The organism is Roseibium hamelinense (assembly GCF_007830545.1).
Classification (GTDB): Bacteria; Pseudomonadota; Alphaproteobacteria; order Rhizobiales; family Stappiaceae; genus Roseibium; species Roseibium hamelinense.
In genome coordinates this window covers 104,215-130,795 of record NZ_VLLF01000008.1, presented here as the reverse complement: position 1 = coordinate 130,795, position 26,581 = coordinate 104,215, and the positions used below count along the sequence as shown (strand labels likewise).

At 51.0% G+C, this 26,581-nt stretch carries 24 protein-coding genes; 15 read left to right on the top strand and 9 right to left on the bottom strand.

Features of this window, described 5'->3' with window-relative positions; genetic code table 11:
* Window positions 1-108: 108 nt before the first annotated feature.
* The 4 genes from mnmG (at window position 109) to JM93_RS16150 (ending at window position 4,484) form a co-directional block, all read left to right on the top strand.
* Entirely contained in the window at window positions 109-1,989 is a 1,881-nt protein-coding gene (gene mnmG, locus JM93_RS16165) for a tRNA uridine-5-carboxymethylaminomethyl(34) synthesis enzyme MnmG (protein ID WP_145345822.1), read from the top strand.
* A 10-nt stretch (window positions 1,990-1,999) separates the two neighbouring features.
* The gene (rsmG, locus tag JM93_RS16160) at window positions 2,000-2,665 is read left to right on the top strand and encodes a 16S rRNA (guanine(527)-N(7))-methyltransferase RsmG (RefSeq protein WP_145345539.1); all 666 of its coding nucleotides are present in this window, start codon (window positions 2,000-2,002) and stop codon (window positions 2,663-2,665) included.
* Window positions 2,662-3,486 (top strand): ParA family protein, encoded by an 825-nt coding sequence (locus JM93_RS16155; protein ID WP_145345537.1) that lies wholly within the window; start codon window positions 2,662-2,664, stop codon window positions 3,484-3,486. The genes rsmG and JM93_RS16155 overlap by 4 nt, the downstream gene beginning before the upstream one ends.
* Window positions 3,487-3,575: 89 nt before the next feature.
* Window positions 3,576-4,484, top strand: coding sequence for a ParB/RepB/Spo0J family partition protein (locus JM93_RS16150; RefSeq protein ID WP_145345535.1), 909 nt, complete (start codon window positions 3,576-3,578; stop codon window positions 4,482-4,484).
* 17 nt (window positions 4,485-4,501) lie between these two features.
* On the opposite strand, the gene holA is transcribed toward JM93_RS16150, so the two are convergent.
* The 4 genes from holA to JM93_RS16130 all read right to left on the bottom strand — a co-directional run bounded on the left by holA (window position 4,502) and on the right by JM93_RS16130 (window position 9,639).
* Complete coding sequence (holA, locus tag JM93_RS16145; protein WP_145345533.1) at window positions 4,502-5,548, bottom strand: DNA polymerase III subunit delta; 1,047 nt, start codon at window positions 5,546-5,548, stop codon at window positions 4,502-4,504.
* Window positions 5,549-5,566: 18 nt separating this feature from the next.
* Entirely contained in the window at window positions 5,567-6,145 is a 579-nt protein-coding gene (locus JM93_RS16140) for a hypothetical protein (protein ID WP_145345531.1), read from the bottom strand.
* Window positions 6,132-8,744: a leucine--tRNA ligase gene (leuS, locus tag JM93_RS16135; protein WP_145345529.1), complete on the bottom strand. Its 2,613-nt coding sequence runs from the start codon at window positions 8,742-8,744 to the stop codon at window positions 6,132-6,134. Before leuS ends, JM93_RS16140 begins: the two co-directional genes overlap by 14 nt.
* Window positions 8,745-8,934: 190 nt before the next feature.
* Window positions 8,935-9,639 (bottom strand): substrate-binding periplasmic protein, encoded by a 705-nt coding sequence (locus JM93_RS16130; RefSeq protein ID WP_155197575.1) that lies wholly within the window; start codon window positions 9,637-9,639, stop codon window positions 8,935-8,937.
* 301 nt (window positions 9,640-9,940) lie between these two features.
* On the opposite strand from JM93_RS16130, the gene JM93_RS16125 reads away from it, so the two are divergent.
* Window positions 9,941-10,615, top strand: coding sequence for a YggS family pyridoxal phosphate-dependent enzyme (locus JM93_RS16125; protein ID WP_145345525.1), 675 nt, complete (start codon window positions 9,941-9,943; stop codon window positions 10,613-10,615).
* Between the two features lie 78 nt (window positions 10,616-10,693).
* Window positions 10,694-11,566 (top strand): isocitrate lyase/PEP mutase family protein, encoded by an 873-nt coding sequence (locus JM93_RS16120; RefSeq protein WP_145345523.1) that lies wholly within the window; start codon window positions 10,694-10,696, stop codon window positions 11,564-11,566.
* A gap of 31 nt (window positions 11,567-11,597) precedes the next feature.
* On the opposite strand, the gene JM93_RS16115 is transcribed toward JM93_RS16120, so the two are convergent.
* Entirely contained in the window at window positions 11,598-13,040 is a 1,443-nt protein-coding gene (locus JM93_RS16115; protein ID WP_208995228.1) for a TrkH family potassium uptake protein, read from the bottom strand.
* A gap of 380 nt (window positions 13,041-13,420) precedes the next feature.
* Between JM93_RS16115 and ffh the strand changes: the two genes are divergently transcribed.
* From ffh to trmD, 5 genes are read left to right on the top strand one after another with little or no spacing between them, the layout of a single operon-like run.
* Window positions 13,421-14,956, top strand: coding sequence for a signal recognition particle protein (gene ffh / locus JM93_RS16110; protein ID WP_145345520.1), 1,536 nt, complete (start codon window positions 13,421-13,423; stop codon window positions 14,954-14,956).
* The gene (locus tag JM93_RS16105; RefSeq protein ID WP_145345518.1) at window positions 14,953-15,276 is read left to right on the top strand and encodes a chorismate mutase; all 324 of its coding nucleotides are present in this window, start codon (window positions 14,953-14,955) and stop codon (window positions 15,274-15,276) included. The genes ffh and JM93_RS16105 overlap by 4 nt, the downstream gene beginning before the upstream one ends.
* An 18-nt stretch (window positions 15,277-15,294) precedes the next feature.
* Window positions 15,295-15,696 carry a 30S ribosomal protein S16 gene (gene rpsP / locus JM93_RS16100; protein ID WP_145345516.1) on the top strand — a complete coding sequence of 134 codons (402 nt, stop codon included), beginning with the start codon at window positions 15,295-15,297 and terminating at the stop codon, window positions 15,694-15,696.
* Between the two features lie 45 nt (window positions 15,697-15,741).
* Window positions 15,742-16,296 carry a ribosome maturation factor RimM gene (gene rimM / locus JM93_RS16095; RefSeq protein WP_145345514.1) on the top strand — a complete coding sequence of 185 codons (555 nt, stop codon included), beginning with the start codon at window positions 15,742-15,744 and terminating at the stop codon, window positions 16,294-16,296.
* A gap of 57 nt (window positions 16,297-16,353) precedes the next feature.
* Window positions 16,354-17,064: a tRNA (guanosine(37)-N1)-methyltransferase TrmD gene (trmD, locus tag JM93_RS16090; RefSeq protein ID WP_145345512.1), complete on the top strand. Its 711-nt coding sequence runs from the start codon at window positions 16,354-16,356 to the stop codon at window positions 17,062-17,064.
* Between the two features lie 3 nt (window positions 17,065-17,067).
* On the opposite strand, the gene JM93_RS16085 is transcribed toward trmD, so the two are convergent.
* From JM93_RS16085 to JM93_RS16075, 3 genes are read right to left on the bottom strand one after another with little or no spacing between them, the layout of a single operon-like run.
* Window positions 17,068-17,628, bottom strand: a complete 561-nt coding sequence (locus tag JM93_RS16085) for a TadE/TadG family type IV pilus assembly protein (RefSeq protein ID WP_145345509.1) — start codon at window positions 17,626-17,628, stop codon at window positions 17,068-17,070.
* Window positions 17,628-18,170 carry a TadE/TadG family type IV pilus assembly protein gene (locus JM93_RS16080; protein WP_170230702.1) on the bottom strand — a complete coding sequence of 181 codons (543 nt, stop codon included), beginning with the start codon at window positions 18,168-18,170 and terminating at the stop codon, window positions 17,628-17,630. The genes JM93_RS16085 and JM93_RS16080 overlap by 1 nt, the downstream gene beginning before the upstream one ends.
* Window positions 18,171-18,183: 13 nt before the next feature.
* Window positions 18,184-19,593 (bottom strand): pilus assembly protein TadG-related protein, encoded by a 1,410-nt coding sequence (locus tag JM93_RS16075; protein WP_280114437.1) that lies wholly within the window; start codon window positions 19,591-19,593, stop codon window positions 18,184-18,186.
* Between the two features lie 371 nt (window positions 19,594-19,964).
* On the opposite strand from JM93_RS16075, the gene rplS reads away from it, so the two are divergent.
* From rplS to JM93_RS16055, 4 genes are all read left to right on the top strand, one after another.
* Window positions 19,965-20,447: a 50S ribosomal protein L19 gene (gene rplS / locus JM93_RS16070; RefSeq protein ID WP_145345503.1), complete on the top strand. Its 483-nt coding sequence runs from the start codon at window positions 19,965-19,967 to the stop codon at window positions 20,445-20,447.
* 223 nt (window positions 20,448-20,670) lie between these two features.
* Entirely contained in the window at window positions 20,671-22,083 is a 1,413-nt protein-coding gene (gene leuC / locus JM93_RS16065; protein ID WP_145345501.1) for a 3-isopropylmalate dehydratase large subunit, read from the top strand.
* A gap of 292 nt (window positions 22,084-22,375) precedes the next feature.
* Entirely contained in the window at window positions 22,376-22,933 is a 558-nt protein-coding gene (locus tag JM93_RS16060) for an HNH endonuclease (RefSeq protein ID WP_145345499.1), read from the top strand.
* Window positions 22,934-23,064: 131 nt separating this feature from the next.
* Complete coding sequence (locus JM93_RS16055) at window positions 23,065-24,453, top strand: pilus assembly protein TadG-related protein (protein WP_145345497.1); 1,389 nt, start codon at window positions 23,065-23,067, stop codon at window positions 24,451-24,453.
* 60 nt (window positions 24,454-24,513) lie between these two features.
* Here the strand turns inward: JM93_RS16055 and acs are convergent, their stop codons facing one another.
* On the bottom strand, window positions 24,514-26,451 hold the full coding sequence (gene acs / locus JM93_RS16050) for an acetate--CoA ligase (protein ID WP_145345495.1): 1,938 nt from the start codon (window positions 26,449-26,451) through the stop codon (window positions 24,514-24,516).
* Window positions 26,452-26,581 lie beyond the last annotated feature (130 nt).

Genomic DNA, 26,581 nt, shown 5'->3' with positions numbered 1-26,581 from the left:
GGCGCTGTCAGTAATCCGGCATCTTTCGCAAAGCTGCTGTTGATCCTTTGCATTTTGTTTGTAGCGTCAAACGCTACCCTTTCAGCGATTCAGGTGGTGAGTTTGGATATGGGAAGTCCAAATACGAAATTCGATGTTGTGGTGATCGGTGGTGGTCATGCCGGATGCGAAGCAGCAGCGTCTGCGGCACGCTTAGGTGCTGCTACCGCTCTAGTGACGCATCGTTTTGACACTATCGGGGTGATGTCTTGCAATCCAGCAATTGGCGGTCTTGGAAAAGGTCATCTTGTTCGTGAAATAGATGCTCTTGACGGACTGATGGGTCGTGTTGCTGACCAGGCCGGTATTCAATTTCGCATGTTGAATAGGCGAAAAGGGCCTGCGGTCCGCGGCCCTAGAGCTCAGGCGGACCGAAAGCTTTATCGTCAAGCGATGCAAAAAGAGATATCTGAGTTATCTCTGCTGACTGTTGTCGAGGCGGAAGCCAGCGATATTATTCGCGCGGCAGATGGTTCCGTATCCGGTTTGGTTCTATCAGACGGACAAAAAATCGAATGCAAAGCCGTTGTTTTGACGACCGGTACTTTTCTTCAAGGCATGATCCATATCGGCGATAGGAAAATTCCAGCTGGGCGGCAGGGCGAAGCGCCCGCTGTTGGACTGTCTGCATCTCTGGAAGCTGTTGGTTTTAACCTAGGTCGATTGAAAACCGGAACACCGGCACGGTTGGACGGACGGACTATCGACTGGAGCCGGGTGGAAGAACAACCCGGTGATGAGGACCCGGTACCTTTTTCAACATTAACCGGGCGTATCGTCACACGGCAGGTCCCTTGCCACATCACCAGGACCACGCCAGAAACCCATCGTATTATTCGCGAGAATCTTCATCGTTCAGCTATGTACTCCGGAGAGATAAAGGGAAGAGGTCCGCGATATTGTCCTTCGATTGAAGATAAGATTGTACGGTTTGGGGACAGGGACGGCCACCAGGTTTTTCTTGAGCCCGAAGGGTTGGATGACCATACCATCTATCCAAACGGTATTTCGACTTCCCTCCCTGAAGACGCCCAAATCGCGTTTTTGAAGACAATCCCAGGTCTGGAGAAGGTAGCAGTCCGTCAAGCCGGATATGCGATCGAATACGATCATGTTGATCCACGTGAATTGAAGACGACGCTCGAGGCCCGTAAATGCCCGGGCCTTTTCCTTGCGGGTCAGATCAACGGGACAACAGGTTATGAAGAGGCTGGGGCTCAAGGTCTTATCGCAGGTGTCAATGCCGCGCTTCAATCCGGCAACCGGGATCCAATCGTGGTTGGTCGCTCACAGGGGTATATTGGGGTGATGATTGATGACCTGGTAACTCGAGGTATAACCGAGCCCTACCGGATGTTCACGTCGCGGGCAGAATATCGCTTATCTCTCCGCGCAGATAATGCGGATCAGCGTTTGACACCATTTGGCATTGAGATCGGATGCATATCTCATCGACGTCGAGTCGCTTTCGAAACAAAAATGCAAGGAATTCGGGAAGCGTCTACTCTATTGAAGGCTTTGTCGGTTACACCTGCCGAGGCCGCAAAAAAAGGCGTTGCTGTCAATCAGGATGGGGTCCGTCGGACAGCATTCGATTTGCTTTCCTACCCCAACATCTCATTTGCGGACTTGACGGTTTTATGGCCAGAAATTTCGGGCATTGATCAGAAGATTGGTGAACAAGCGGCCATTGACGCTTTATATGCTGTTTATTTAGAACGTCAGGCTTCAGATATCGCCGCGCTCAAGCGGGATGAGGCGATATCGATACCGAGCGATTTCGATTATGAAATTCTTGCTGGTTTGTCGAATGAACTAAAGCAAAAGCTGTTGAGCGCTCGGCCGTCATCATTGGGGCAAGCGTCTCGCTTGGACGGTATGACGCCGGCTGCACTTACCCTGTTATTATCTCACCTAAAACGGCGGCAGGCAGAGCGGGGTGCTGCGTAGAATGGGTTCGATGTTGGCTGCAGGCACTGTGGATCTTGTGTATAAGTATGGGGATGTTTCACGTGAAACAGCAAAGAGACTTCAAATCTATGTCGATCTCGTCCTCAAGTGGCAGCCCGCTCAAAACCTTATCGCACCATCTACAATTCCTGACATTTGGCGCAGGCACGTTGTTGATAGCATGCAAACCGTTTCGATCCTGCCGGATGCGCGTGTTTGGGTCGATATTGGGAGTGGAGGAGGGTTTCCAGGGATTGTCACCGCAATTCTTCTGGCCGAAACCGTTGGTGCGAAGGTCCATTTGATCGAGAGCAACCAACGTAAGGCGGCTTTCTTGCGGACAGCTTTGCGAGAAACAGGCGCGCCTGGTGCTGTTCATCCTGGCCGGATCGAATCGGTATCGAAAGAACTTTCCAATGAACAGGTGGATGCCGTTTCTGCTCGGGCTCTAGCAGGTTTAACATCGCTCCTTCAGCTCGCATCACCTTTTACCATGCGGGGAGCAAAGGCTGTTTTCCACAAAGGTCAAGATTTTCAACGGGAAGTTAACGAAGCGTCTCACGCTTGGTCATTTGATCTGGTAGAAAAGAAGAGCATCATTGATCCATCGAGCCGGATGCTTCTGTTATCTGAAATCTCTACCCGGCCTACTAGGGAGGAAGGTTCTGCCCGATGAGCAAACTTCCAGATTCTCCACGAGTCTTATGTCTTGCAAACCAAAAAGGTGGCGTTGGCAAGACAACGACCGCGATTAACCTTGGGACAGCGCTTGCTGCTATCGGGGAGCGCGTTCTGGTGATCGACTTGGATCCCCAGGGCAACGCATCGACTGGTCTCGGTATTGAGCGGCGAGACCGCAGTATGTCTACTTACGATGTATTGAGCGGCGACTGTGCGCTCGAGGAGGCGGTAAAAGAAACCGCCGTTCCTCGCCTCTGGGTAGCGCCGTCAACAATGGATCTTCTAGGTCTGGAGCTTGAAATTGCATCGAGCGGGGATCGCGCATATCGGCTGAGGAATGCAATTGAGGGCCTAACCAAATCGCGTCTATTCAGGGAACTCGGAATCTCTTATGTTCTCGTGGATTGCCCACCCTCGCTGAATCTATTGACCATCAACGCATTGTCAGCTGCGCATAGCATCCTGGTTCCACTCCAATGCGAGTTCTTTGCTCTTGAGGGTCTCAGTCAGCTCCTTAGCACCGTTGAGCAGGTGAGAGGGGCCTTGAATTCTGAACTGACAATTCATGGGATTGTGCTGACGATGTATGACAGCCGGAACAATCTCTCGAGTCAGGTGGTTGCCGACGTTCGGGCTACAATGGGCGATGCTGTTTACGAGACCATCATCCCGCGGAACGTCCGGATATCGGAGGCCCCGTCCTATGGAAAGCCAGCATTGCTCTATGACTTGAAATGTGCCGGGAGCCAAGCTTACCTCCGTTTAGCCTCGGAAATCATCCAGCGCGAAAGAGAGATGCGTCCGGTTGCCGCCTAATTTGATTCGGATACGGGATGTTTCTTTCGACGTGCACACGCCGGCACGGCCAATAGGTTCAAAATAACAAAATAAAATGCAGGTAAGCCATGGCTGATGAGAAAGCTAAAAACAAACGCTTGGGACGCGGGTTGGCAGCGTTAATCGGTGATTCCGTACAACAGGAAACGGTTGAACCGGAAAGACTTCCAAGGGATAGCAAGAAAGTGCCGATCGAGCACTTGTCTCCGAACCCGCGGAACCCACGGAAAACCTTTACAGAAAAAGATCTTGCCGATCTTACGGAGTCGCTTAAGGCAAAAGGTATCGTTCAGCCTATTCTTGTTCGTCCGGCAGCAGGGAGTGCCGACCGGTACGAAATTATAGCTGGAGAGCGTCGCTGGCGTGCTGCCCAAAAGGCTGGCTTACATGAAGCGCCGATCATCGTGCGCGATGTGACAGATCAAGAGGCTTTGGAGCTCGCAATCATTGAAAACGTGCAGCGCGCGGATCTCAATCCGATTGAAGAGGCAATGGGATATGACCAGCTCACAGCCGAATTTCAGTACAGTCAAGGCGAGCTTGCAAAAGTCATAGGAAAGAGCCGAAGCCACGTCGCCAACACGATGCGCCTGCTTAAACTACCTAATTCGGTCAAGGACTATCTTGCGGAAGGATTGCTGACGGCAGGACATGCAAGGGCGCTGATTACGGTCGATGATCCGGCAGCTTTAGCAGAGTTGATTGTTGAAAAAGGCCTTACTGTCCGAGACGCGGAGAAACTGGCGCAAGATCCGGATGCTCTTGATCGGTTGAAGGGTAATAAAAAGGCATCTTCCGGAAAAACGGAAAAAGATGCAGATACTAAGTCACTTGAAAAAAGGCTTTCAGAAAGCTTGGGCTTGAAGGTATCCGTTGGGCACAAACCTGGAAAAGAGACGGGCGATTTGAAAATCAAATACACATCGCTTGAGCAGCTTGACGAACTTTGTAGAAAACTTGGCGTAGAAGTTCGCTAAAGGTTTTAGACCCCAATTTATGCGTGACCGCGATTGCTGCGCGATTTCGCGACCCTGGAAAGCGTTAGGAGTACATCGGAAACGATTGCGACACTAAGTTCATCATTTCGCCTGGAAGTGCTGGTTGCTTGCGAAAGAAGTTCCATTGCTTTTTGAGTGTCTTTCGATGACCAGACCGAAAGTTGGCGGATTATTGATGGACGGCGGCTGAAAAAGATGGGTGGTCTTTGACTCTCAACTACCTGTCGGACTGATTTGCCACTATCGACATCTGCACGCATACGATGAAGACTTTGAAAGTGTTTCAGGGTCTGGTTCGCGAGAATTGTAGCTTTCGAACCTGCGTGTGTCAGACGTTCAAGCCCATGATCAAGACCCGCTACATCGCCTGTTGCTGCCGCATCAATGAGCTCGGACGTTTCAAGAGCGGACGCATCCCCGATAATTGCTTCAATATCGCCGGTCTCTATGCGCCCTTTTTTAAACGCATAGAGACAAAGTTTTTTTAGTTCTCCTCGACTTGCCAATCTATCTGCACCCAAAAGTGCATGCAGGGCAGTGCGCGCTTCTCTGGAAATTGAAACATTCGCTTCGCGAGTTTCTTGATCAATAAGTATGTCAACGCCGCGGTCATTGTCGGCGTAACACGGTATGGCTGTCGCATGCTTATTGGTTTCGAAAAGTTTCCGGAGGCCTGTTCCTTTTTTGAGGTCCCCACCCTCAATAACAACGGTCGCCGGACAGTTTCCAGGTTTCAGAATGGCTTCAACTGCTGGTATAAGGTTCTTTCCGCTCGCATCTTTAACCCATATAACGCGCTTGCCGCCAAACAAAGGAATTGTCAGAACTTCGTCGATCAATCGATTCGGGTCCGAGACCAATCCGCTAGCATCCAATTTTACAAGGCTGAATGGGTCTTCGTTGCCTGTTGATGCGTTGGTTACCAGCTTTTCTGCCCGTTCAGCCACAAGTCCCGTATCTGGCCCGAAAATGAGTACGGGTCCCATGTTCTCTGGCGGATTTGAAATGAGCCGCTCTATTTCTCCGGCTTTTAGGAGGGTCACGGTCGGGCAGCTTCCTTGCTAACTGTTGCCTGTAGACTGCTCTGCGAAATACCCGGCCAAACGCGCTTGAATGTCATCTGCGACTATGCGGGCCACTCGCTCTTGGGCGTCTTTGGAAGCGCGCTGGTTGGCGAAGCGCTGATTTGAAAAGTCGTATGATGCTGTAGCAAACGATTTTCCGGTATAGAGTGTTGTGTTCGAGGCAATATCGCTCAAAACAAAACTCGCGGTGAGGGTTGTGGTATAAGCTGAAGGTACGTCCGCGAGGCGTTCGACGCCAACCTCTGCGCTGTTGAGGTCGACTAAGACCTCAAGCCGGAACCTCTTAATCGAACGATCAGCGCCGCGCTCAAAATTGTAAAGGAGTTCGTTGTAGAGCACCCGGACCGTGTCAGAATTCGCGTACTGGCTATCGATCGGTTCAATTTCAGTTGCGGCAAGGTCCGTGGATACGATTGATGTCCCAGTCTGTCCGTTCAGGGAGCCATAAAGCGGGCGTACCTGGCACGCTGTTAACGCCGCGAGGACACCAGCAAGGCACAGCAGAATACTTGCCTTCCTCTGAAACTGATTTGTGAGTTGGCTAGGCAACGACATTCACGATCCTTTGTGGAACCACTATTACCTTACGGGGCGGATTGCCATCCAAAGCTCGTTTGACAAAGTCCTCTTGAAGAGTAGCTGCTTCGACGTCCTCTTTGGAAGCTTCCCTTGGTACAGAAATTTCGCCCCGGCGTTTGCCGTTGATCTGGACCGGCATGGTTATGGTTTCGTCGATTAAGAGTGTTTTCTCGACGGATGGCCATTTAGCCTGTGAAACAAGCACCTTGTGGCCCAAAACCGACCAGCATTCTTCCGCCAAATGAGGCATCATCGGAGCAAACATTTGCACCAGACACTCGGCAGCTTCGTAAAGACAGGCATCAAGCTGTTGGTCTTTTCCGGCCTGCTGAGCGGCTTTTCCAATAACGTTGGTAAATTCGTAGAGTTTCGCTACCGCCCTATTGAATCCGAGCGCCTCAAGATCCTTGGTTACGCCATCCAGCGTCTTGTGCGTAGCTCGGCGCAGGTCTAACGCTTTGCCGTTAGATTTTGCAAGATCAATCTCGTGACGGCGAGCGTTCGTCGCCAGATCGTTCACCAGCCGCCACACACGCTGCACAAAACGCCAAGATCCTTGGACACCTTCTTCAGTCCAAATGACGTCTCGTTCCGGCGGGGAATCGGACAACATAAACCACCGGGCGGTATCAGCGCCGTAGGTTTCGATGATGTCGGTGGGATCAACCGTGTTTTTCTTCGACTTGGACATCTTTTCGATGGCGCCGATGGTCACCGGTAGTCCGCTGTCGGCGTGGACTGCTATGCGGTTGCCGTTTGTTTCATTGATTTTGATCTCTGCAGGGCTCAACCATTCGCCTTGGTCCGACTTGTAGGTCTCGTGGGTCACCATGCCTTGTGTGAAAAGTCCTTTGAAGGGCTCCTTCAAATCGACGGCACCGACCTTCTGCATCGCCCGGGTAAAGAAACGTGAATACAGGAGGTGAAGGATCGCATGTTCAATCCCGCCTATATACTGATCGACTGGCAGCCATTTGGTAGCAGCATCAGGGTCTGTTGGCTGGTCGCAACCAGGTGCCGTGAAGCGCGCGAAATACCAGGACGAATCCACAAAGGTATCCATAGTATCGCTTTCGCGTTTTGCAGGTTTGCCGCAGTTCGGACATGATGTTTCGCGCCAGGTAGGATGTCTGTCGAGCGGATTGCCCGGCTTGTCGAAATTAATGTCGTCTGGAAGTTTAACCGGCAGGTTTTCATACTTTTCAGGAACCACGCCGCAGCTGTCGCAATGGATGACTGGGATTGGACAACCCCAATACCTCTGACGGGAAATACCCCAATCGCGCAACCGGTAGTTTACTTGCCGTTTGGCTTGAGCCTGTCCGTTGACCTGAGTTCTTTCGAGTTTCTCGGCAACGGCCTGCTTGGCATCGGCAATCGTCATCCCGTTCATAAAGCCGGAATTGAAGATTGTTCCGTCTTCCGTGAATGCTTCGTCTTCGATTTCGAAAGTTGCTGGATCTGCGTCTTTGGGTAGCACCACCGGTTTGACGTTCAGGCCGTATTTGCGGGCAAAATCCAGATCGCGTTGATCATGAGCCGGACAGGCGAAGATTGCACCTGTGCCGTAGTCGATCAGGATAAAGTTTGCGACATAGACGGGCAGTTCGATAGAGGCATCAAGCGGATGCTTGACCCGCAGCCCAGTATCAATGCCCTTTTTCTCCGCCTTTTCAATTGCTTCTTCCGAAGTGCCGACCCTGCGACACTCATCAATGAAGCTTTGCAACTCCGGGTTTGTCTCCGCAAGCTTGATCGAAATCGGATGATCCGGTGACAGGCCCATGAAAGAAGCGCCAAACAACGTATCTGGACGAGTAGTGAAAATTTCCAGGGTTGTGTCGCCAGTTGGGGCGGCTCCGAAAAACTCGAAACGGACGCGCAATCCTTCCGAGCGTCCAATCCAGTTCTTTTGCATCAGGCGGACTTTGTCCGGCCAGCGATCCAGCGTATCGATTGCCTCCAGAAGGTCTTCAGAATAGTCAGAAATTTTGAAGAACCATTGAGTGAGTTCTCGCTGTTCGACGAGGGCACCCGAACGCCAGCCGCGACCGTCGATCACCTGTTCGTTGGCAAGCACGGTCATATCGACCGGGTCCCAGTTGACCTTTGCGTTTTTGCGATAAACGAGGCCTGCGTCCAAAAACTTCAAAAATAAGCGTTGCTGCTGGGTGTAGTATGCTACGTCACAGGTCGCAAATTCACGGCTCCAATCAAGGGACAAACCCATGATTTTGAGCTGGTCACGCATCGTGGCAATGTTCTGATAGGTCCAATCTTTGGGATGCACATTGTTCTGCATGGCCGCATTTTCAGCTGGCATACCAAACGCGTCCCAACCCATCGGATGGAGGACATTGAAATCCATGGCTCGTTTGAACCGCGCCACAACGTCGCCCATTGCGTAGTTACGCACATGGCCCATGTGAATTCGGCCAGACGGGTAGGGGAACATCTCCAGAACATAATATTTGTCGCGGGGATCGTCATTGTGAGTGACGAAGACGTCTTTTTCGTTCCAAGTTTCCTGCCAGCGAGCTTCGACCTCGCGCGCATTGTACCGTTCCGTTGCCATCAAATAAGCCGTGTGTTTGCGTGTCCGTTGACGCGCGTTTGTTCAAATTGGGTGGGTAGCCGCCACCGAGAATTCCTCCCAATGGTCAATATTCCAGTTAGCCTGCGTCGTCTAGGCCGCCTACCGATTTTGCCGGTTTGGCGGACCAGTTTGCTCAGGGTGACTTAGGGGAAGACCCGAGATAGAAAAATCAGTTCACAGATGGCCGGGCATCCCAAACATCCATCATCTTTTTGCCGAGAGGATGCTTTTTGCTGAACAGTATGAAAACAGGGACGCGTCTGAACGGTTCGCTCCGGTCTATAACGGTTGACATGTTCTGCAAGACACTTGCTTTGCGTCGGTCTCCGACAACATCATTTTCAATGAAAATATCGACACGGCCGAGTGCGAGCATTTTCCACGCTTGTTCGTCATAGCTTACTTCGTGGTACTCAATTCCAGCTTCTTTAAGTGGATTTTGATACCAGTAATCAGATATGCCGACAGCACTTAAGCCTTTTGATCTGATGTCATTTATGGAGTTTATAGTAAGGCCGTTCGGGAAACGGTCGCGCCGATAATAGATCACATCGTTCAAAAAACCGATTGGCCGCTTTGGATAGTAAAAGTCAGGTTGCCGGTCTTCAGTGAATGACCATGGAAATGTTGCTGGCAAAGTGCCACTCCTAACCAGCTCTAGTGACCGGCGCCACGGATAAAACTCCAGCGCAACCTGAAATCCGTTCTTTTCAAAAAACTCTGCAACAAGCTTTGAATAAAGACCCTTGTCATGAAGTTTTTCGCCGACAAAAGGGCTCCATTCGCCAACCCCGAAGGCGATGGTTTCGGCGCGGACATCGCTCGGAACGATCCGGAAGAAGATAAGAACCGCGAATATGATTGTATGGTACACTCGCACAGCCGACGCTCATTTATCGATAATATAGACATGGCCTATTTCATATTCCTTCCTATACCCTAAAGAAATGAAGTAAAATATTGCATCTTTGAACAAAAACGGGCGTCAGAACCTATTGAATATCGCGAAAATAAGATACTAAGACTTGGTTGTTTCTTTTCGTTTATGCACTTAAGTATTGCAAAGCGCCATATCAATTGGCCGTTCTTCGTCCAGACAATAGAGTTGGACTGAAACCAAAATAGTTTCTAAACACTAAGGACGTAGAAGCCAGCCGGATCCTTGGACAAGTGACATGAGCAATCAAACAGGCCAATCTCTAGAGAGGGTTAAACAGGCGATCAACGCTGCTAGTTTGGAAAGCGGACGTGCGCCTGGTTCTACCAACCTTATTGCAGTCTCAAAGACCTTCGATGCCAATGCTATTCGACCTGCTCTGGATGCCGGCCATCGTATCTTTGGAGAAAATCGGGTCCAGGAAGCCGTAGGAAAATGGCAGGAGTTGAGACGGGAATATCTTGGAATTGAACTACATCTGATAGGCCCACTTCAATCCAACAAAGCCAAAGAAGCGGTTCAAACTTTCGATGTTATACATACGATTGATCGCGAGAAAATCGCCAAAGCGCTTAAATCCGAAATGGAAAAACAAGGACGCAATCTCCCGTGCTTTGTTCAGATTAATACGGGCGAAGAGCCGCAGAAGGCAGGCGTCAGCCCAAGAGAAGCAGATACATTCATCTCGTATTGCACCAGAGAAACTGGCCTTTCTGTTGCCGGTCTCATGTGCATTCCGCCTGTAGAAGACGCCCCTGGACCGCATTTTGCCCTGCTTCAAAAAATCGCCGAACGGAACAATCTGGATCAACTTTCAATGGGCATGTCAGCAGACTACGAAACAGCTATCCGGTTTGGGGCCACTTATGTACGCGTTGGCTCCGGCGTCTTCGGCGCGAGAAATTACACGTAACTGTCTTCGACGAGAATTTCGCGCTTCAGTGCAAACGGTGTTGTCATTGAAATTGTTTGACATTGAGGAGGTCGGCAAATGCTATCGCAGGCAGAAAAACTAAGGATGTTGCTCGCTCAAGACCGGCTTCATGTCACGCCTTGTTGTTATGACGCGCTCTCAGCAAAATTAATCGAACAAGCCGATTTTGAACTTACATTTATGTCCGGTTTTGGTGTGTCAGCAGCTCGTTTAGGACAACCGGATCTGGGACTTATGTCTTACGCCGAGGTTCTTGATCAGGCGCGAAACATCACCGATGCGATCCAGATCCCGCTCATAGCCGACGGGGACACAGGCTATGGTAATGCCGTGAATGTGCGCCGCACGGTTGCTGCGTTTGCCAAGGCAGGTGCCGCAGCCATCATGATTGAGGACCAGCTCGCTCCAAAACGCTGCGGTCATACGCCAGGAAAGGCCGTGGTCTCCCGCGCTGAAGCCTTCGACCGCATTCGGGCCGCACGAGACGCCAAAGAGTCAGGGGCCGATATCCTGATCCTAGCCCGAACTGACGCTCGGCATGATCACGGCCTGAACGAAGCGATCAAAAGGGCTGTGAAATTCAAGGAGCTTGGTGCGGATATCCTTTTTGTCGAAGCGCCGAAGACAGTCGAAGAAATGCAAATCATCTGCCGCGAGCTTCCCGGACCAAAGATGGCCAACATCGTGGAAGGTGGAGAGACACCGGAACTTTCGCACAATGAGATCGCCGATATTGGATTTTCGATTGTTACTTACCCGCTTACTTTGTTGGCAGGCGCTATGCAGGCAATGGTAGCAACACTCACAAATTTAAAGTCAGATTTGAACCGGAGGCCGGATCTCATGAGTTTCTCTGAACTTCGGGATCGCATCGGATTCAACCAATACTACCAAGCCTCAAAGCAATACGAGACATCGAAGAGAGACTGAGTTCCTCGAGGCAAAAAGATGCGCAATTTGTTCAACGTTCCCGCCAGAAATCTGGTGTGAATAGCAATAAGCCGCCCAGTATTTCGAGCCTTCCAAGGATCATTTGTATTGCAAGCAGCCATTTGGCTGCATCAGGAAGGTTTTGGAAGTTGCCGGCAGGGCCAATGATATCGCCGATACCAGGTCCGACATTCGCAAGTGCCGTAGCCGAAGCACTTAACGCCGTCTCAAGGTTCATCTGTAGAAAAAGGTAAAAAACGGCAAAAAGTACGAAGGTCGCCGAATAAAGAACGGCGAAGACAAACGTACCTTCGAGTATAGAAATAGAAATTCGCTTTCCGTGATACTTGGGAGCGATTACGCGATGAGGGCGCACCATCCGCTGCAGCAGAACCCGGATATAGCTCAAAAGAACAGCGATCCGGAACATTTTGAAACCGCCTGAGGTCGAGCCAGCACACCCGCCGAAAAACGTGAGTACAAAGAAGATCGCAATCACAGGCGCACCGAACTGGAGATAGTCATTGGCTCCATATCCGGTCGTAGAGACTACAGAGACCACGTTGAAAACGGCAAGAGTGAGCATATGAAACGGCGTGTCGTGAACCACGAAACGCTCAAAATAAAGCACGCCAAAGGCGCCTGTTGTTATTAGGACAAAAAGAAGCAGGATCTGGACGTCAAATTCGAAACGACGGTTCTCAAAGCTTCGTATCAAGTAGAGGAAAGGTACACTGGACGCCAGCATGAACACCGTCGCCACCCAATAAACGGATAGTCCTTGAAATTGTCCGAAGGATGCATCTGATGTCGAAAAACCGCCGGTGGACACTGTGGTCATTGCATGAACCACAGCATCGAATAGCGTCATGCCGCACGCAAGATACAACAAGCAGCAACTGACACTAAGATAGGAATACAAAAACAGAAGCCTGAAAAGAAAAGGCGCGATCCGACCGTAGGGCTTGGTCGCTGTTTCGGATGTTTCAAGGGCAAACAGCTGATTTCCACTCACTCGGAGGCTAGGCAGAAGCCAAATAGCTAGCGAAACGACCCCAATTCCACCGATCCACTGCAGTAGAGCCCTCCAGAGCAGTATGCCTGGTGGTAGGGTTTCGATCCCTGTCAAAATCGTAGAGCCGGTCGTGGTTAAGCCCGATGCTGACTCAAAAAACGCGTCCGTGAAGCTTATGTTGAGTTCGCTTGCCCACATGGGCACAGCCCCGGCAAATGAAAACACCAGCCATGCTGTGTTAACAAATAGAATAGCTTCCCGGAAGTTTTGCGGCCTTCCTTGTCCTTGACAGGCTATGCTTGTCAGAAGGCCAAATCCTCCGACAAGAATTGCACAGACCAGAAAAATCTGCCAATCCGCATTGTGGGCAAACATATCTGTAATCGCTGGAATTATCATCATCAGCGAAATTAAAATGAGCAGCCGCCCGATGGGCAACGCGATCGCGCGGGAGTTCATATCGTCCTTCTAGGCACGAGACAGGCGTCCGTTTAAAACAGTAAGGAAAGACTGGTAGAGTTATCCAGTCGGTGATCTCAAATAGCAAGTCACACTGTGGAGCACCCAACTGTTTGATTTTCTACTTATCAACTATAGCATTTCTTGACTCCTTCTCCCCTTTCCGGCATAAGCCGCCCAACTCCATTTGAGTGCCTGATATTCTGAACCGCCGACCGGGACCCGCAAAGGTGTAAAGAGATCCTGGAGGCTAACATCCGATAGCGCGTTGCGCCCTCGGATGCCAATCCGCTTTGGCTGGTTCGATCCGTTTTGGATTTTCGTGTCGGTTGCCCATATGGTGCGGGAAACTTCCCGATTTTAGAGTTAAGGACGCCCGAATGTTTGAAAGCCTGTCAGATCGCCTCAGCGGAATTTTTGATAAGCTCACCGGCCGCGGTGCGCTGTCCGAAAATGACGTGAATGAAGCGTTGCGCGAAATTCGCCGCGCACTGATCGAGGCTGATGTCGCACTTCCTATTGTTCGGTCATTCACCGACAAGGTCCGAAACCGGGCAGTTGGCGCCGAGGTGGTCAAATCGGTCACGCCGGGACAAATGGTTGTCAAAATAGTCCATGACCAACTCATTGAAATGCTCGGTAGTGAAGGTCAGCCGATCGACCTGAATGCCCCCGCTCCCGTTGCTATTATGATGGTGGGTCTCCAAGGCTCTGGTAAGACGACGACGACAGCGAAAATCGCACGGCGAATGTCCCAGCGCGATAAGCGCAAGGTTCTAATGGCTTCGCTCGATACGCGCCGTCCGGCGGCACAGGAACAGCTGAAGGTTCTTGGTGAGCAAAACAGCGTTGATACCCTGCCGATTGTTTCGGGCCAGGGTCCGGTTGAAATTGCAAAACGGGCTATGTCAGCGGCCAAGCTTGGCGGGTATGATGTTGTTCTGCTCGACACAGCAGGCCGCATCCATATCGACGAGCCTTTGATGGTGGAGATGGCGGATGTCAAATCGGCCGCCAATCCACACGAAATTATTCTCGTAGCTGATAGTTTGACCGGCCAAGATGCGGTCAATTTGGCGAAGAATTTTGATGAGCGTGTCGGAATAACCGGCATTGCCTTAACCCGTATGGACGGTGACGGGCGCGGCGGTGCCGCACTTTCTATGCAAGCTGTAACCGGCAAGCCAGTAAAGCTGATCGGTACGGGTGAAAAATCAGACGCGCTTGAAGACTTCCATCCGAAGCGGATTGCAGATCGCATTCTCGGCATGGGCGATATTGTTTCGCTGGTCGAAAAAGCTTCGGAAGCCATCGACGTTGAGCAAGCAGCAAAGATGGCGAAAAAGATGCAGAAAGGTCATTTTGACCTCGAGGATCTTGCCGAACAGCTCAAGCAAATGGAAAAGCTCGGCGGTATGTCCGGCATGATGGGCATGTTGCCGGGTGTCGGAAAAATGAAAAAACAAATCGCTGCGTCCGGGCTCGACGACAAAATGTTCAAGCGTCAAGTGGCGATCATTCAATCAATGACCCCGACCGAGCGCCGCAAACCCGATCTCCTCAAAGCGAGCCGGAAGAAGCGGATCGCCGCTGGTTCAGGCGTTGAAGTCGCCGAAGTCAACAAGCTCCTCAAGATGCACCGCCAAATGGCGGACATGATGAAAAAAATGGGCAAGGGCAAGGGAATGCTCGGCAAGCTCATGGGTGGTATGGGCGGCGGCGGTATGCCCGATGTTGACCCGAAGCAACTCGAAGAAATGGCAAAATCCGGGCAACTGCCGGGCGGTATGGACCTTCCGAAAGGTATGCCCGGTCTTGGTGGTCAGGGTTTGCCGCCAGGTATGCCGGGGCTTCCAGGGCTTGGCGGCCCTAGAATGCCGAGCCTTCCCGGGATGGGTAAGGGCAAAAAGCGATGAGTGAAGCAGAAAACAGGCTTGGCCAGAGTGATGCGCTTCAAGAGCTCAAAGCGCTGAGGTCGTCCATCGACAATATTGATGCCGCTCTGGTGCATATGTTGGCAGAACGGTTCAAATGCACACAAAAAGTTGGTGTTTTGAAAGCACTTAACGAATTGCCGCCGGCTGATCCGGCGCGCGAAAAGATTCAGATTGAGCGTTTGCGTCAGCTAGCAAGCGACGCTCACCTCGATCCTGATTTTGCCGAGAAATTTTTGAACTTTATTGTTCGCGAAGTCATTCGGCACCACGAAGCCATTGCCGCTAAAGCCGGCAACTGAACAAACTGGAGATATAAAATGGCTACAAAAATTCGCCTCGCACGTGGCGGTTCGAAAAAGCGCCCTTACTACCGTATTGTTGTTGCAGACATTCGTGCACCGCGCGATGGTCGCTTCATTGAAAAGGTCGGTTCCTACAACCCTATGCTGCCTAAGGACTCTGAGGATCGCATCCAGCTCGATGTTGAGCGTATCCAATACTGGCTCGGTGCAGGTGCTCAGCCGACCGACCGAGTGCATCGCTTCCTGGATGCCGCCGGTTTGTTGAAGCGTGAGCCCCGCAACAACCCGAAAAAAGCGCAGCTCGGCCAAAAAGCTCAAGAACGCTTGGACGCAAAAAAACAGGCTGAAGAAGAAGCCGCTGCTGCTGCAGCAGAAGCTGCCAGCGAAGGCGCGGCTGAGGAAGCGGCTGCTGAGTGAGTGTGCCCAGAGGGTCATCGCTAGGCCGGTCGAAGGAGCTCTCGGATGACGTCATCTGACACATCTAAGGTGCTAATGGCCATAATCGGCGCGGCCCATGGGATCCGAGGTGAAGTGCGGGTCAAGCCGTTTGGCGAAGACCCGCTCTCTTTTACCGATTATGGGCCATTGACAACCAAAGATGGTACCCGGTTGTTTGAGGTTGACAAGGCTCGCGTCCAAAAAACAGTCGTTGTGACAAAATTCAAGCAGGTCAACGATCGCAATGAGGCGGAAGCGCTTAATGGCGTTGAGCTCTATATAGACCGCAGCCAACTTCCCGAACCGGACGACGAGGAATTTTACTATACAGACTTGAACGGTTTGAACGTTGCCGATCAAGCTGGTGTTGTGTTTGGAAAGATCGCTGCGGTCCATGACTTTGGAGCTGGGGACTTGCTTGAAATCCGACCAAAGCGCGGCAAGACCTTCTACGTACCGTTTACAAAGGACTTCGTTCCGACGATTGATCTGAACGGCAAAACCGTCGTGGTCGTTTTGCCTCCGGACTATTTTGAGGATGGCGAACCGGAGCCATCAGAAAAACGGCGCGATGCTTGAGACTATAAACTACGGTGACTGCGTGCGCGCTTAACCTCAACGCTATTCGGATATTCGATGGCTTTCAAAGCAAGTATCCTGACGCTTTATCCAGACATGTTTCCCGGTCCTTTGGGGCATAGTTTGTCCGGCAGAGCTCTCAACCAAGGGCTTTGGTCGTTTGAAACTTGTCAAATCCGCGACTATGCGACAGATAAACATCGATCGGTTGACGACACACCGGCCGGTGGTGGGGCAGGAATGGTGCTGCGTGCAGACATCCTGGCAAAAGCGATAGAAAGTATTGCAGCGACCGAGGACCCCCGGCCACGGATTCTCATGTCTCCCCGGGGCCGCCCCTTCACTCAACGGCGCGCGCACGAACTCGCCGAAAGCCCGGGCGCGATCATCGTATGCGGGCGCTTCGAGGGGGTAGATCAACGTGTTATTGATGCGCGTGACCTAGAGGAGATTTCGGTAGGTGACTACATTCTCTCCGGAGGTGAGGCTGCCGCTCTGACAATGCTGGACGCGGTTATCCGCCTTATCCCCGGCGTGATGGGGAATGTTGCAAGTGCCGAAACAGAGAGCTTTGAAACCGGACTTCTGGAACACCCGCATTTCACTCGGCCGAGCGTTTTCGAAGGTATGCCGATCCCTGAAGTCTTGACGTCAGGCAATCACAAGCTGATCCACGAATGGCGGTTGTCAGAGGCTGAGCGTCTGACACGGGAGCGCCGCCCGGATCTCTGGCATGCCTATGTCGAAGATGATGATGACGTCGACTGACATTCAATCCGGTGCATCAATAGCAGTTTGAAAACGTGGACGCCTAACTTGATAGTCGTCTAACGTGAAACTTACAACGATTTCAGACGTAAGAATGGGTGTGTAGTTCGCACGCACTTCCACCAAGATGAGCGTGTCTCCCTGAGCGAGATCTGGCAGGTCAAATTCGTCCAGGTCTGCATCTGCGAGCTCATTGTCTACGGGGTCGCTAGCGCTCCAGGCCACTGTCAGGTCGTCGTCCTGATCAAAGACGTTGATGATGCTGGTGACGACCACTGTGAAATTTGTATTTTCGGCATAGGGGCCGGCTATCGATTTCGATACTTCGATGATTTCATCAAAATCGTCTGACGTGAAATCGTTGCCCTGAAAACGTGTGACAAGGTCGACAGAAACCGCCGCTGATCTGGCGATGAGCCGTGACGCCCGGAGGCCATCGAAGAGTGCGACCACGTTTACGAAAATCAGCAGCAGTACAGGGAAAATCAACGCAAATTCAACTGCAGCTACCCCATCATGGTTGCGCCAGAAAACCGGTCGATTGCGAGGCTTTGAATTATTCATCAGAACGGCTCATTCATGAATGCCATTGATGAAATAAGTTCATAACGGTCAGTGTCTGTTTTAGGTAGCGACAGGCCAAGCCCAAGCCCCGGTGTAATGATGTTCGTGGTGACGCAAACCCGCATAAACATGATACTGCTCGATCCTCCAGGATCGAATTCGACGACCGGATCTAATCCTGTTCCAGAATCCCTGCAGGTCGCATCCGCTGCAGGAAAACTTGTCAGAGACGCTATTTCGGTGAGCTCAACAGTAATATTGTTCACGCAATTCGGCAGAATGAGACCGGCGATATCGCAGACATCTTGCTCAATGTCATCGCTCGTAATCGTCCCAGCGTCTACGCCGGCAGCCACAGTTCCGATATAGACCGACTTTGAAATCGTTGAGACAGCGTGGTCCAGCATCGCGATTCGCGAATAAAGCAGCCCAAGCTCAAAACTCGACAAAAGGAGCGTGAAATAAAGCGGTGCGAGAAAAGCAAACTCGATCGCCGTTACGCCGCTTTGATTGCGCCGGAAATTGCGGAACACCGTTTTCACTACATGTATCCTGTCAACCCGTGATGCGTAGTGCATTAACTGATGCCGCAATGGCGTCAAACGCATCGTCGATGTTCAGGCCTTCCACGAAATAGTAGTTCGATGGCGAGCTTGCACAATAGTTTAGCAGTGAGTCAGCCGTCGAACCCGAAGAGATCTGGAAGCCGATTGTATAAATCTGGACTCCGTTTTGCTTCATGAAATCGCAGGATCTCTTAAAATAAGCGACGGCGCGATGTTCCGTTGTAGAAGACGTGTTCTTTCCTCCTTTTGAATAAATCGTCTGCCTTTCAAAGCCGCTATTGATATGAGAATTCGCACCTGGATCGTAGGTTGGTCTAAACTGAGCGGTGATCTCACCATCAGTCATGATCACTGCGACCTTTAACGTCTCTTCATCATCAAAATCTGCAGGGCGATCAGAAAAGTCGCCTCCCAGATTTCCCCGCATGCTGCCTGACAAAACTTTCGCGCCCCATAGGGCGCCAATATCCATCCCTGTTCCGTCAGATAGCTCAATTGCGTCGATGGCAGACTCAAGAGCACTTTGATTGTTGGTGTTTAACAGCACCTTGCTCGAGTCTTTTGGGCACCAGGGATTATTGGTGTTCCAGCGTGTGAATTCGGGAACCTGCGATCTGCTATCGGTCGGTATGGCAGGTATGGAAACGATACCGTCAGTATACGTTCCAAAATCATCATCATGGTATTCAATGCATCCTTCCGCATCGGCGGAAAAAGCAAATTTTCCGTAGGACACGTCCTGACCAATATCATATTCGCTCATGTTCGGATCAATGATCACAGATGGATCGCTGTCAGGGTCTACGACATACTGACTGTAGAAGTCGCCGATATTCACAGTGCCCCCAAACGGGACATAGTTGATCGATGTGTAGTCTTTGTTGTTACCCTCGAGCATGATGTCGACAAAGCCCTTTGCGGCGTCTCTGAGAGCCGGTAACTTTGACCCATTCATAGACGAGGATATGTCAAGCACCATCGCGATCTCGACATTTTCCGCAGACTGATTTGCGACTGACTGTGCACTCACGGTTTGTGTGTCCATACCCACCAAGCCCAGAAAGGGCGTATCCAGCAGAACCGAAGCCGAGATTTCGATCGTTCTCGAGTTGAGTGCGTTATCTTGAGTGTCGATACTCAGATCGAGCGTGGTGTAGGGCTTTTTATCCGGGAGATTTGCGGCCACATATTCATTGATCGTGGTTTCGATATCTTGAGCATTTGTAAGCGAAGCGGCCGCCAGGGTCGCTGAGTCCAATGCGCTTTGGAGTTTTTGAGACGTTGTGGTCATTCGAAGGACATCCAAAGACCCCCCCGCCATTACAATGAGAGGCACAAGCGACAAGGCTGTAATAATTATAAAGTTGCCATTTTCATCTCGCAAAAATTGAGAAAACATACAATGTACGACTTTTGAAATTCTCATCTTTGCCTCTTGATGAAGTTTGCTGACGCATAAGCGCACGAAATGCTTGAGAGCCCGTGATTTAACTTAAATAGGTAATTTTTTTCACACTAGGTAAGCCGTGTTTTGCGGGTAAATAAAAAAATGAATTATATGGTAAATGAAAAATACGGTTCGAACGGTGACTCCGAGGCAATTGAACGCCGAGATTCTAGGTGACACACAAAGAGATTCATTGTATGCGACACGCGCTGAGATCGTCGCGTTAAGCTGCGGTCTCGGGCACTCGAAACATGGCGCAAGGTATTCGGAACCCGGAAGCACTCCGTGCTCCGGCCCTTGTTAATTTAAAAAGGAAATATGCCATGAACATTATTGAAGAACTCAATGCAGCTGAAATGGCACGTATTGAAGAGCAGCGCAAACTTCCGGAATTTTCTCCCGGTGATACTGTTCGCGTCAACGTACGTGTAACAGAAGGGACGCGGACTCGGACGCAGGCTTATGAGGGTGTGTGCATCGCCCGTTCTGGCGGCGGTATCAATGAAAGCTTCACGGTCCGCAAAATCTCATACGGCGAAGGCGTTGAACGTGTGTTCCCGATTTACTCGCCGATGCTTGAGGGTGTTGAAGTTGTTCGCCGCGGCAAGGTACGCCGGGCAAAGCTTTACTACCTGCGCGACCGCCGCGGTAAGTCCGCTCGTATTGTTGAGGCCTCTAACGCGCGTGCGAAGCGCTTGAACGAAGCGACCCGCGCGGATATGGCGGCCGAAAAAGCTGCGAAAGCGGCAGCAAAACAAGCCGAAAAAGACGCAGCAGCTGCTGCAGCCGAGAGCGCTGCTGAATAATCTGAATTTGAAGATCTTTGAAAAAGGCGGCCCGTGTGCCGCCTTTTTTGTGAGTCAAGTGTCGTTGACAAAAGCTCAACTTGATTCACTTGACCTGCTCGGTGTGCTGAGTCATCACAATCTGACTGGTAGAATAGGCCCTACGCTTTAAATGCGGCCAGCTATAAAAAACGCCTGTTTCCAGCTTGAGAAACGTGGCGCTGAAAAGTTTCAGGAGATACCCATGGCCCGTGCGAAAACGCTCTACGATAAAATCTGGGACGACCATTTGGTTGATCATCAGGAAGACGGCACAGCTCTCCTTTATATCGACCGGCATCTTGTCCATGAAGTGACCAGCCCTCAGGCCTTCGAGGGATTGCGGCTGAAAAACCGGAAAGTTCGCCAGCCGCAGAAAACTCTGGCGGTTGTTGACCATAATGTTCCGACAACCGACCGCCGTGATGGCATTGATGATCCTGAGTCAGCTCTTCAGGTCGAGACTTTGGCAAAAAATGCTGCAGAGTTTGGTGTTGAATATTATTCTGAATTGGACATGCGCCAGGGTGTTGTTCACATCGTCGGTCCGGAACAGGGCTTTACGCTTCCAGGTATGACGATTGTTTGCGGTGACAGCCATACGTCAACACATGGTGCGTTTGGGTCCCTTGCTCATGGCATCGGGACTTCAGAAGTGGAACATGTTCTTGCGACGCAAACACTGATCCAGAAGAAGGCCAAGAACATGCTGGTTCAGGTTGACGGTCAGCTTCCGTCCGGCGTGACTGCAAAGGATGTGATTCTGGCGATCATCGGAGAGATTGGAACGGCCGGCGGCACCGGTTATGTAATCGAATATGCTGGAGAAGCGATCCGCAGCCTTTCGATGGAAGGCCGTATGACCGTGTGCAACATGTCAATCGAAGCGGGCGCGCGAGCAGGGTTAATAGCGCCTGATGAAACTACGTTCGAATACATCAAAGGCCGCCCGAAAGCTCCAAAAGGCGAAGCTTGGGATATGGCCCTTGCGCACTGGAAAACCCTGAAGTCTGACGAAGGTGCTGAGTTCGACAAGATCATCCGTCTGGATGCCGCAAATCTGCCGCCTATCGTGAGTTGGGGATCATCTCCGGAAGACGTTGTGTCTATTGAAGGCCATGTTCCCAATCCGGATCAGATCGAAGAGGAAAACCGCCGGGCCTCAAAGCGGCGTGCTCTGGAGTATATGGGGCTGGAACCAGGCACAAAAATGACAGACATAAAGATCGATCGCGTGTTCATCGGGTCGTGTACGAATGGCCGAATTGAAGATTTGCGCGCTGCCGCAGCTGTTATTGGAAATCATAAGGTCAGTCCAACTGTCTCGGCAATGGTCGTACCGGGCTCCGGTCTTGTGAAAGAACAGGCCGAAGAGGAAGGTCTTGACGTTGTGTTTAAAAACGCCGGATTTGAATGGCGTGAACCTGGTTGCTCAATGTGTCTTGCCATGAATGCTGATAAGTTGAAGCCGGGAGAGCGTTGTGCGTCTACCTCGAACCGCAATTTTGAGGGGCGACAGGGGCACAAGGGCCGAACGCATCTTGTATCGCCGGCCATGGCCGCGGCCTCTGCAATTGCAGGCCATTTCGTCGATATCCGGGAATGGACTGTGAATTGATTCGCCGATAAGTGCATAAAGGAAAAAGGGCGCTCATCAGGCGCCCTTTTTTGTTTCCCAGAGGAAAATAAGTTGGCAATGCAACGATTGGCCAAATCTGCATATAACTCAATTAATTGCGTTCGTTATCCTTTTGCCGACGAAGCGTGTTTGCCATAAGGACGCACCTATTTATTTTGGCTTCACAAGACTGTCACTTGAGCACTACAATACTCTCGACGAAACAAGGGCTAGCCGTACAGTCCAACTGGTTCGGATAGCACGACATCCGATCACGTTTGAGGAGCGGAAGGTGACGATTGCAGTTTCGCCGGGCGCCCATCCGGCGTTGGTACTCAACGCAGATTACAGACCTCTGAGCTACTATCCCTTGTCGCTTTGGTCATGGCAGGACACGATTAAGGCTGTTTTTCTTGATCGCGTGAACATTGTTTCTGAATATGATGCGACGGTGCGAAGTCCGAGCTTCGAATTCAGATTGCCAAGCGTTGTTTCCTTAAAGACTTTCGTAAAACCAAGCCGCTTCCCCGCCTTCACCCGCTTCAACGTTTTCTTGCGCGACAAGTTCCAGTGCCAATACTGTGGGTCTAAGGAAGAACTAACCTTTGATCATCTAATTCCACGATCGAAAGGCGGCCAAACGACTTGGGAAAATGTGATAACTGCGTGTTCCCCATGTAATTTGCGCAAGGCTAATAAGTCCTGCGCGCAAATTAACATGTGGCCGATGCACATGCCTTTTCAGCCTACAATTCAAGATTTGCACAATAACGGCCGTGGATTTCCGCCGAACTACCTACATGAGAGTTGGTTGGATTTTTTGTATTGGGACACAGAGCTGGAACCTTAGAGCAGTTTTATCTTTTTTGTTTAATTCTAATTTACTTTATTTTCTTATTTCAGTTTTATTACTGTCATTTTTAACAGTTTTCTGTCGATTTCGTGGTGTTGTTTCGAAAGGACCAGAATCCGGAGCTAAAAATGCTTTGCTCACATGTGAGTACGCTTCTTCTTAACACAAAGCGATTTTCGAACGACGTGTCTGCGTCGTTTTTGCCCATTTTCGCTGTAAGTGCTTTCCTGGTGATCGTAGTCACTGGCGCGGCAATTGACATGAGCAACGCTTACAAAAATCGCGATCAATTGGCCCAGGCGCTTGATGCAGCTGCATTGACCGTGGCGACTGAGTTATCCGTCAATGAAATGAGTGACACGGAGATCGAGAACCTCCTGAAAGCTTCGTTTGAAGCTAACTTGGAAGGAATGGGACTTAAGGGCTACGCCCTTTCAAATCTCAGTTTTACTGTTGATCCAGACATGGGAACTATTGAAGTCAGCTCAAGCGTGTCCGCTGACACAACTTTCATGCGAATGGGCGGTATGGGGCCCGAAACCATCGATATCGGCGTCGAGGCGATGGTGAATTATTCCCGCTTCGATGTTGAAATCGCGCTGATTGTCGATGTCACCGGCTCAATGAGTTCCAGTGACATGAGAACTTTGAGAACAGCGTCCACAGCATTGGTTGATATCTTGATCCCAGCCGACACCGACACAAACGACAGCAAGTTTAGGATTGCTCTCGTGCCGTATAGCCAGGGCGTCAATTTGGGCGAATACGCTGATCAAGTAAGAGGTGGGGTTTACTATCCTTTGCCCGAAAACGATTGTGTGACGGAGCGGCAAGACTATGGCTCCGAGAATGTTGCTCTCACCGACAAGCCATACGACTACTTCGAGGATTTCGAAGACGGTGAAGCTCCGCCATACGAAACTTTTTACGGTTATAGCTATGGATGTTCGTCGAGCTCGGAGATGATTCCGCTGACTGCTGACCGAACCAAGCTGCTTCCCGCTATCGATGCCTTGAGAGATTCAGGTGGAACGGCTGGTCATACCGGTGTGATCTGGGGCTGGAATGCGCTTTCGCCGAATTACAGCGATGTCTGGCCTGAGGAAAGCTGGCCAGCATCATACAATGATGATGACGTCAACAAATACGCCATTATCATGACTGACGGCGATAATAACCGCTACTACGACTATGGGAACTATTGCACAGGTCCTTGGTGGAACCGAACTTGTTCCGACCAATGGGTCGAATTATCTGAAAGCGTATCCTATAACAATCAGTCGTCGCAAACACAGAGAGATCTTTGTGACAACATGAAGGCGGCGGGTATCAAGGTTTATTCGGTCTACTTCGGTTCGAACAATAGCTCGGTTGGGGCGCGAAATATGCAAAGCTGCGCAACAGAATACTCAAGCCGAGACAGTAATACTTACTATCAAGCTACGAACAACGAAGAGCTGATAAACGCGTTTGGGAACATTGCAAAGCGCATCCAGGCGATCTATCTTGCAATGTAGTCCCGCTCGAAAACGCATGGGTAAAAAAGTGCAGCTTCAAGAGCTGCGCTTTTTTTGTTGTCAGGCCCGGTTTTGCCTGTTGTCGATTAGATCATCAACGACCGCTGGATCTGCCAGTGTTGACGTATCGCCCAAACTATCGAAACTGTCTTCGGCGATTTTCCGCAAAATTCGGCGCATAATCTTGCCGGAACGGGTTTTGGGCAGTCCTGGCGCAAACTGAATCAGGTCTGGGGAGGCGATTGGGCCGATTTCCGATCTGACATGCGTCACCAGTTCCTTTTTCAAACTGTCTGTCGGCTCTTCACCCTCCATGAGAGTGACATAGGCATAGATACCTTGGCCTTTAATATCATGCGGATAGCCAACAACGGCGGCTTCAGAGACCTTTGGGTGTGCAACAAGAGCACTTTCGACTTCTGCCGTACCCATGCGGTGTCCAGATACGTTGATCACATCGTCAACGCGACCGGTGATCCAATAATAGCCGTCCCCGTCACGTCGGCAGCCATCGCCGGTGAAGTATAGCCCCTTATAGGTTGCAAAATAGGTCTGCACAAAACGTTCATGGTCGCCATAGACCGTGCGCATCTGGCCTGGCCAGCTGTCGGTGATAACGAGGTTACCTTCTGTCGCGCCATCAAGAAAGTTGCCTTCTGCATCTACGATAGCCGGCTGCACTCCAAAAAACGGACGCGTAGCAGAACCAGGCTTCAAAGGTGTTGCGCCGGGCAACGGCGTGATCAAAATACCGCCGGTTTCGGTCTGCCACCAGGTATCTACAATAGGGCAACGCCCCTCCCCGACGACGTTGTGATACCAGGTCCACGCCTCTGGATTAATGGGTTCTCCAACCGATCCGAGCAAGCGAAGTGATTTCCGCGAAGTCTTGGTGACGTGCTCATCACCTGCGCCCATCAGTGCCCGGATTGCGGTCGGTGCTGTGTAGAAAATATTTACGTTGTGTTTGTCGCATACTTCCCAGAAACGTCCGGGCCCTGGATATGTCGGCACCCCTTCAAACATCAATGTGGTGGCGCCGTTCGCAAGCGGTCCGTAGACAATATAACTGTGGCCGGTCACCCAGCCGACATCCGCCGTGCACCAATACACATCGCCGTCATGGTAGTCGAAGACGTACTTATGGGTCATTGATGCATACACGAGATATCCGCCCGTCGTGTGCACAACTCCCTTGGGCTGGCCCGTGGAGCCTGAGGTGTAGAGGATAAAAAGCGGATCTTCCGCGTTCATTTCCACGGGCGCACAGTGATCGGAAACACGGTCGGCTTCATCATGATACCAGACATCTCGGCCGTCTTTCATGGTAATTTCACTGCCGGTCCGCTTCACAACAATGACGCAGTCGACCGGTGCCTTTTCGACAGCTTTGTCGACATTGGCCTTTAGCGGCACTTTCCGGCCGCCGCGCAGGCCTTCGTCAGCGGTGATAATGCAATTGCTCTTACAGCTGTCTATACGCTGAGCGAGACTGTCCGGCGAAAAACCGCCAAAGACGATGGAATGTATGGCTCCAATGCGTGCGCAAGCCAACATGGCATAGGCCGCCTCGGGGATCATCGGCAAATAGATAGTAACACGATCACCCTTCTTAACGCCTTGCCCGTGAAGCACATTGGCGAACTTGTTCACTTCATGATGCAGCTCTTTGTAAGTGATAACCTTGTGTTCGTTAGGATCATCAGCTTCCCAGATGATTGCAGGTTGGTCACCGCGTGTCTCAAGATGGCGGTCAACGCAATTTGCGGAAACATTGAGCGTTCCGTCTTCGAACCATTTAATAGAGACGTTGTGAAAGTCGTAGGAAGTATTTTTAACTCTCGAATACGGCTTTATCCAGTCAAGGCGTTTGCCGTGTTCGCCCCAGAATCCATCCGGATCCTCGACCGACCGGCGGTACATTTCGGTATATTTCTGCTCGTCAATATGTGCGCGCGCTGCGACATCCGCCGGAACGGGGAAAACATTGGCTGACATTTGAATAACCTCCCAGACGCCACAAACGAGGCCATTTTGCAGCTCTATCTGCTCTACGCCCCTGTTTTGTCGGCGACATTATGCTTATCAGCTTTGGCAGCGTCCATATGCTACGAGCTGGTACTTTCGT